Source organism: Streptococcus parasanguinis (assembly GCF_000963275.1).
Lineage (GTDB): Bacteria > Bacillota > Bacilli > Lactobacillales > Streptococcaceae > Streptococcus > Streptococcus parasanguinis_B.
In genome coordinates, this window is sequence record NZ_JYOW01000001.1 from 2,001,170 (window position 1) to 2,007,789 (window position 6,620).

Consider the following 6,620-nt stretch of genomic DNA (forward strand, 5'->3'; position numbering starts at 1 on the left):
GTGACCTATGTTTTTTAAATTATTAAAAGATGCATTTAAGGTGAAACAAGTACGGTCGAAGATTTTATTTACGATCTTCATCATTCTTGTTTTCCGCATTGGGACCACGATTACAGTGCCTGGTGTAAATGCGAAAATTCTGAACAACCTTCAAGATGTGTCCTTCTTGAACATGCTCAGTTTGGTTTCTGGGAATGCCATGAGGAACTTCTCAGTTTTCGCATTAGGGGTTAGCCCATACATCACAGCTTCGATCGTCGTGCAACTTTTGCAAATGGATCTGTTACCTAAGTTTGTTGAATGGGGCAAACAAGGGGAAGTTGGTCGAAGAAAGCTTAACCAAGCAACACGCTATATTTCTTTGGTTCTAGCCTTTGTTCAATCCATCGGGATTACAGCAACCTTCCACACCTTGTCTCAGGCGAAATTAGTCGCAACTCCAAATACCAAGACCTATCTATTAATCGGTGCGATTCTAACGACCGGTTCCATGATTGTGACTTGGCTTGGAGAACAAATCACAGATAAAGGCTACGGTAATGGTGTATCAATGATTATCTTTGCAGGGATTGTGTCATCGATTCCTGAGATGATTAAAGAAATCTATGAAAATGCATTTGTGAACGTTCGTTCTGGTCAAATGACCAATTCCCTCATTTTTGTTGGGGTATTAATCCTTGCCGTCTTGGTTATTGTTTACTTTACAACCTTTGTAGAGCAAGCACAATACAAGATTCCAATCCAATATACAAAGATTGCACAAGGAGCTCCATCAAGTTCTTACCTTCCTTTAAAAGTGAACCCAGCAGGAGTTATTCCCGTCATCTTCGCTAGTTCGATTACAGCAGCGCCTGCTGCAATTTTCCAAGTGATTAGCGCTATGGGTTACAATGCAGGATGGGTGAAAACAGCTCAGGCCATGTTGGCTACAAATACACCAACTGGTGTGGCAATGTATGCCTTATTGATCATTCTCTTCACCTTCTTCTACACGTTTGTTCAGATCAATCCTGAAAAAACGGCAGAAAACCTTCAAAAGAGTGGTGCCTATATCCCAGGCGTTCGCCCTGGTAAAGGAACAGAAGAGTTTATGTCTCGTTTGCTACGTCGTTTAGCAAGCGTCGGATCAGTATTCCTTGGCTTTATTACCATCATTCCAATCCTGGCTCGAGATTTATTTGGTTTGACAGATGCAGTTGCTCTTGGAGGAACGAGTTTGTTAATCATTATTTCAACAGGTATTGAAGGAATGAAACAATTAGAAGGCTACTTATTAAAACGTAAGTATGTCGGATTTATGGACACAACAACAGAATAGAATAAGGTTGACTTTGTCAGCCTTCTATTTTGTTTTTAAATGGAAATAGGAATTCGCTCCTGCTTCCATTTAAAAACAAAATAAGGAGTATTCATCATGAATCTTTTAATTATGGGGTTGCCTGGAGCAGGTAAAGGAACTCAAGCAGCTAAAATCGTTGAAGAGTTTCACGTGGCGCACATCTCAACTGGAGATATGTTCCGCGCAGCAATGGCTAACCAAACTGAAATGGGTGTATTGGCGAAATCATTCATCGACAAAGGTGAATTGGTGCCCGATGATGTGACAAACGGGATTGTAAAAGAACGTTTGGCTCAAGACGACATTAAGGAAAAAGGTTTCCTTTTGGATGGTTTTCCTCGCACGATCGAACAAGCTCATGCCTTGGATCAAATCTTGGTTGATCTTGGTTTGGAGCTTGAGGGAGTAATCAATATCGAAGTGGATCCATCTTGCCTTCTTGAACGCTTGAGTGGTCGTATTATTCACCGCAAAACAGGCGAAACTTACCATAAAGTATTCAACCCACCAGCTGACTACAAGGAAGAAGACTATTACCAACGTGAAGATGACAAACCAGAAACAGTAAAACGTCGCTTGGATGTGAATATTGCTCAAGGTGAGCCGATTCTTGCTCATTATCGTGGAAAAGGATTGGTCCATGATATTGAAGGAAATCAAGACATCAACGACGTCTTCAAAGATATCCAAAAAGTCTTAGAGAATTTGAAATAAAAACGTTTTAGTCACTTGCAATATTTGACAACAAGTGTTACAATTAGTTAGTCTGACTTATAATTGTTACCTCTGTGCTCAGAGGAATGAATCGAAATTTATGGAGGTACTTTTGCGTGGCAAAAGACGATGTGATTGAAGTAGAAGGCAAAGTAGTCGATACAATGCCGAATGCTATGTTTACGGTTGAACTTGAAAATGGACATCAGATTTTAGCAACAGTTTCTGGTAAAATTCGTAAAAACTATATTCGTATTTTAGCGGGAGATCGTGTTACAGTGGAGATGAGTCCGTACGATTTGACACGTGGACGTATCACATACCGCTTTAAATAATCGAAAAACTTGGAGGGATAAAAATGAAAGTAAGACCATCGGTCAAACCAATTTGCGAATACTGTAAAGTAATTCGTCGTAATGGTCGTGTTATGGTAATTTGCCCAGCAAATCCAAAACACAAACAACGTCAAGGATAAGATAGAAAGGAGAAAATATGGCTCGTATTGCTGGAGTTGACATTCCAAATGACAAACGTGTAGTAATTTCATTGACTTATGTGTACGGTATCGGACTTCCAACATCTAAGAAAATCCTTGCTGCTGCAGGTGTTTCTGAAGATATTCGTGTTCGCGATCTTACACCAGATCAAGAAGATGCTATCCGTCGTGAAGTTGACGCAATCAAAGTTGAAGGTGACCTTCGTCGTGAAGTAAACTTGAACATCAAACGCTTGATGGAAATCGGTTCATACCGTGGTATCCGTCACCGTCGTGGACTTCCAGTTCGTGGACAAAACACTAAAAACAATGCTCGCACTCGTAAAGGTAAAGCTGTTGCGATTGCAGGTAAGAAAAAATAAAATAAAATAAGGAGGTAAAAATCTTGGCTAAACCAACACGTAAACGTCGTGTGAAAAAGAATATCGAATCTGGTATTGCTCATATTCACGCTACATTTAACAACACAATTGTTATGATTACTGATGTGCATGGTAACGCAATCGCTTGGTCATCTGCAGGTGCACTTGGATTTAAAGGTTCTCGTAAATCTACACCATTTGCTGCTCAAATGGCATCAGAAGCTGCTGCAAAAGCTGCTCAAGAACACGGACTTAAATCTGTTGAAGTAACTGTTAAAGGTCCTGGTTCAGGTCGTGAGTCTGCTATTCGTGCACTTGCTGCTGCTGGTCTTGAAGTAACTGCAATCCGCGATGTAACTCCTGTACCACACAATGGTGCTCGTCCTCCAAAACGTCGCCGTGTATAATCATCAACAATTACACAGCTTTTCGTTTAAGAGGGAGTATAGCAAATGATTGAGTTTGAAAAACCAAATATAACAAAAATTGATGAAAATAAAGATTATGGCGTGTTTGTCGTAGAACCACTTGAACGTGGCTATGGTACAACACTTGGAAACTCACTTCGTCGTGTACTTCTAGCTTCACTTCCAGGTGCGGCTGTTACTTCAATCAACATTGAAGGTGTACTCCACGAATTTGATACAGTTCCAGGAGTCCGTGAAGACGTTATGCAAATTATTCTTAACGTTAAAGGAATCGCCGTTAAATCTTACGTCCAAGACGAAAAGATTATTGAACTTGATGTAGAAGGACCAGCAGAAGTTACTGCCGGTGACATTCTTACGGATAGTGACATCGAAATTGTAAACCCTGATCATTATCTATTTACGATCGGAGAAGGAGCGTCTTTGAAAGCAACGCTTACTGTAAACAGTGGACGTGGTTATGTTCCAGCTGATCAAAACAAAAAAGATGATGCACCAGTGGGAACACTTGCTGTAGATTCAATCTATACGCCAGTGACAAAAGTCAATTACCAAGTTGAACCAGCTCGCGTTGGTAGCAATGACGGTTTTGACAAGCTAACCCTTGAAATTTTGACAAATGGGACAATCATTCCAGAAGATGCCTTAGGTTTGTCTGCCCGTATTTTGACAGAACACCTAAATCTATTTACAAACTTAACTGAAATTGCTATTGCAACAGATGTTATGAAAGAAGTAGATACAACATCTGATGATCGCATTTTAGAACGTACGATCGAAGAATTAGATCTTTCAGTTCGTTCATATAACTGTTTGAAACGTGCTGGCATCAATACTGTTTACGATTTGACTGAAAAATCAGAAGCAGAAATGATGAAAGTTCGTAACTTAGGACGTAAGAGTCTTGAAGAAGTTAAAATCAAACTTGCCGACTTAGGCCTTGGGTTAAAAAACGATAAATAGAGGAGGAATACATGGCTTACCGTAAACTAGGACGCACTAGCTCACAACGTAAAGCAATGCTTCGCGATTTGACTACAGATCTTATCATCAATGAAGCAATTGTAACAACTGAAGCACGTGCGAAAGAAATCCGTAAATCAGTTGAAAAAATGATTACTTTGGGTAAACGTGGTGATTTGCATGCACGTCGTCAAGCTGCTGCATTCGTACGTAACGAAGTTGCATCACAAAACTTTGATGAAGAAACAGGTAAATACTCAGAAACAACTGCACTTCAAAAATTGTTCTCTGAATTAGCACCTCGTTATGCTGAGCGCAATGGTGGATATACTCGTATCCTTAAAACTGAACCACGTCGTGGTGATGCTGCGCCAATGGCTATCATCGAATTGGTATAATATCATCAATTTTGTTGAGTGTTATGATGATGGAATACACTGTTATTCTTAGTCTAGCTCTGGTCTACCGCTGGGGATTTTCCCCAGCGGGAACACTCATCATATTGAATGAATGGTAGACGCTTGTTTACGAAATTGCTTTAACTTAAAACAATTTCGTAAGCAGGCGTTTTGTCTTGCTTTTCATGAGTAGTCTCGAATAGCAAAAAATGATATAATGGAACCCATATCTCCAATAGAAGAAAAAGGATTCAATGACAAAACAACAAGCAATTAAATTACTAAAAGAGAAGTACCTCAGTAATATGAAAGAGGATTCAGAACTCTTTGTCGGAGTTGAATTAGAATTTCCGATTGTAGAAATACATGGAAATAAAACCAATATAGAGGTGACGAAAAATCTTTTTCGAACCTTAGCGAACTTATTAGATTTTGAAGTCGAAAAAATGGATGACGATCAAAATCCAATTCAATTGGTTCACCGCTCTTCCAAAGATCGTATTCTATTCGAGCTAAGTTACAATACGATTGAATTTGCATTTGAAAAGGCTCATTCTATAGATGAGGTGGCAGAACGCTTTGAAGCCTATTTAAAGATCATTCAACCGATTTTGCAAGAAGACCACCACGAAATTCAAGGGCATGGGATCCATCCACAGTGGCAAGAAAATGATAATAGCCCAGTAAAAATTGAACGATACAAGATGTTAATGGCTTTCCTAGCAATGAATGGCACAGGGATGAAAACACACCCCTATCCTTCATACGGAGCTTTTATATGCGGGAACCAACTTCAATTGGATGTACGACGTGATAACTATATACGAGTCATTAATGCATTTAATAAAATTGAAGCAGCCAAAGCATACTTATTCTCAAACTCAGAATTTTCAGCAGAGGCTTGGGATACAAAGATTACGAGAGATATTTTTTGGGAAGAATCCTTACATGGTTATTATAAGGAGAATGTAGGTATTTATCCTAAGGACTACCAAAGCGAAGAAGAGTTTTTTAATAATCTTGCTAGCACAGCTATTTTTACTGCAACTAGAGAAGATCAATCCTATTATTTTAAACCCATTCGAGTAAAAGACTATCTAGATCAAAAAAAAATCACAGCCTATACGGCTGATGGTGATGAAAAAATCATTAGGCCTGTAAAAGAAGACCTAAAACAACATCGAAGTTACCAATTTCAGGATCTAACTGCCCGCGGGACAGTAGAATTTAGAAGTGTTTGTACTCAACCATTAGAAACAACATTTGCCCCGATAGCTTTTGAACTCGGCCTATTTGTACAGTTAGAAAACTTGGAAAACTATTTAGAACATTGCTCATTTCTCAAAAGTGAAAAACAGGACTATAGAAAACTTAGAAAGAAATATTCAAAAAAAATTCTAAGCAAAAAGGAAGAAGAAACTATCCAATCCTTTTCAAAAGATCTAATAGACATGGCTAGAGCAGGGTTAATGAAAAGAGGCTACGAAGAAGAAAAATTTCTCATCATTAACAAAGAACTGGACTAATAGAAAAGCCTGTGTCATAGGCTTTTTTCATAACTTCAAAAAAACTTTCAAAAAAATAAAATTTTTTGGAAAAAAGTATTGACAGTAAGGGTAGGTCATGATATACTAATATAGTTGTCGCGCGAGAGCGACAAAGACCTTTGAAAACTGAACAAGACGAACCAATGTGCAGGGCGCTATAACTAAGGTTATAGTAACTGAACAATAAAAAAACAATAAATCTGTCAGTGACAGAATGAGTTTAAGACAAACAATTATTTTAATGAGAGTTTGATCCTGGCTCAGGATGAACGCTGGCGGCGTGCCTAATACATGCAAGTAGAACGCTGAAGCTTGGTGCTTGCACCGAGCGGATGAGTTGCGAACGGGTGAGTAACGCGTAGGTAACCTGCCT

Annotated in this window: 9 protein-coding genes and 1 rRNA gene; all 10 read left to right on the forward strand. The window is 39.0% G+C overall.

From position 1 onward, the window contains the following. Window positions 1-7: 7 nt before the first annotated feature. On the forward strand, window positions 8-1,318 hold the full coding sequence (gene secY / locus TZ97_RS09545; protein WP_023920186.1) for a preprotein translocase subunit SecY: 1,311 nt from the start codon (window positions 8-10) through the stop codon (window positions 1,316-1,318). A 96-nt stretch (window positions 1,319-1,414) separates the two neighbouring features. Then, window positions 1,415-2,053, forward strand: a complete 639-nt coding sequence (locus TZ97_RS09550; RefSeq protein WP_045760164.1) for an adenylate kinase — start codon at window positions 1,415-1,417, stop codon at window positions 2,051-2,053. 116 nt (window positions 2,054-2,169) lie between these two features. Beyond that, entirely contained in the window at window positions 2,170-2,388 is a 219-nt protein-coding gene (gene infA / locus TZ97_RS09555; RefSeq protein WP_001029883.1) for a translation initiation factor IF-1, read from the forward strand. Window positions 2,389-2,411: 23 nt separating this feature from the next. Beyond that, the gene (gene rpmJ / locus TZ97_RS10380; RefSeq protein WP_001808836.1) at window positions 2,412-2,528 is read left to right on the forward strand and encodes a 50S ribosomal protein L36; all 117 of its coding nucleotides are present in this window, start codon (window positions 2,412-2,414) and stop codon (window positions 2,526-2,528) included. Between the two features lie 17 nt (window positions 2,529-2,545). Next, window positions 2,546-2,911: a 30S ribosomal protein S13 gene (gene rpsM, locus TZ97_RS09560; RefSeq protein WP_003009631.1), complete on the forward strand. Its 366-nt coding sequence runs from the start codon at window positions 2,546-2,548 to the stop codon at window positions 2,909-2,911. 23 nt (window positions 2,912-2,934) lie between these two features. Continuing rightward, window positions 2,935-3,318, forward strand: coding sequence for a 30S ribosomal protein S11 (gene rpsK, locus TZ97_RS09565; RefSeq protein ID WP_003002390.1), 384 nt, complete (start codon window positions 2,935-2,937; stop codon window positions 3,316-3,318). Window positions 3,319-3,363: 45 nt separating this feature from the next. Continuing rightward, on the forward strand, window positions 3,364-4,302 hold the full coding sequence (locus tag TZ97_RS09570) for a DNA-directed RNA polymerase subunit alpha (RefSeq protein WP_003009635.1): 939 nt from the start codon (window positions 3,364-3,366) through the stop codon (window positions 4,300-4,302). Window positions 4,303-4,313: 11 nt separating this feature from the next. Continuing rightward, window positions 4,314-4,700 (forward strand): 50S ribosomal protein L17, encoded by a 387-nt coding sequence (rplQ, locus tag TZ97_RS09575; RefSeq protein ID WP_003002399.1) that lies wholly within the window; start codon window positions 4,314-4,316, stop codon window positions 4,698-4,700. 254 nt (window positions 4,701-4,954) lie between these two features. Next, window positions 4,955-6,226, forward strand: a complete 1,272-nt coding sequence (locus TZ97_RS09580; RefSeq protein ID WP_045760165.1) for a gamma-glutamylcysteine synthetase — start codon at window positions 4,955-4,957, stop codon at window positions 6,224-6,226. Window positions 6,227-6,484: 258 nt separating this feature from the next. Continuing rightward, window positions 6,485-6,620: ribosomal RNA gene (locus TZ97_RS09585) — 16S ribosomal RNA — on the forward strand; the annotation flags it as partial.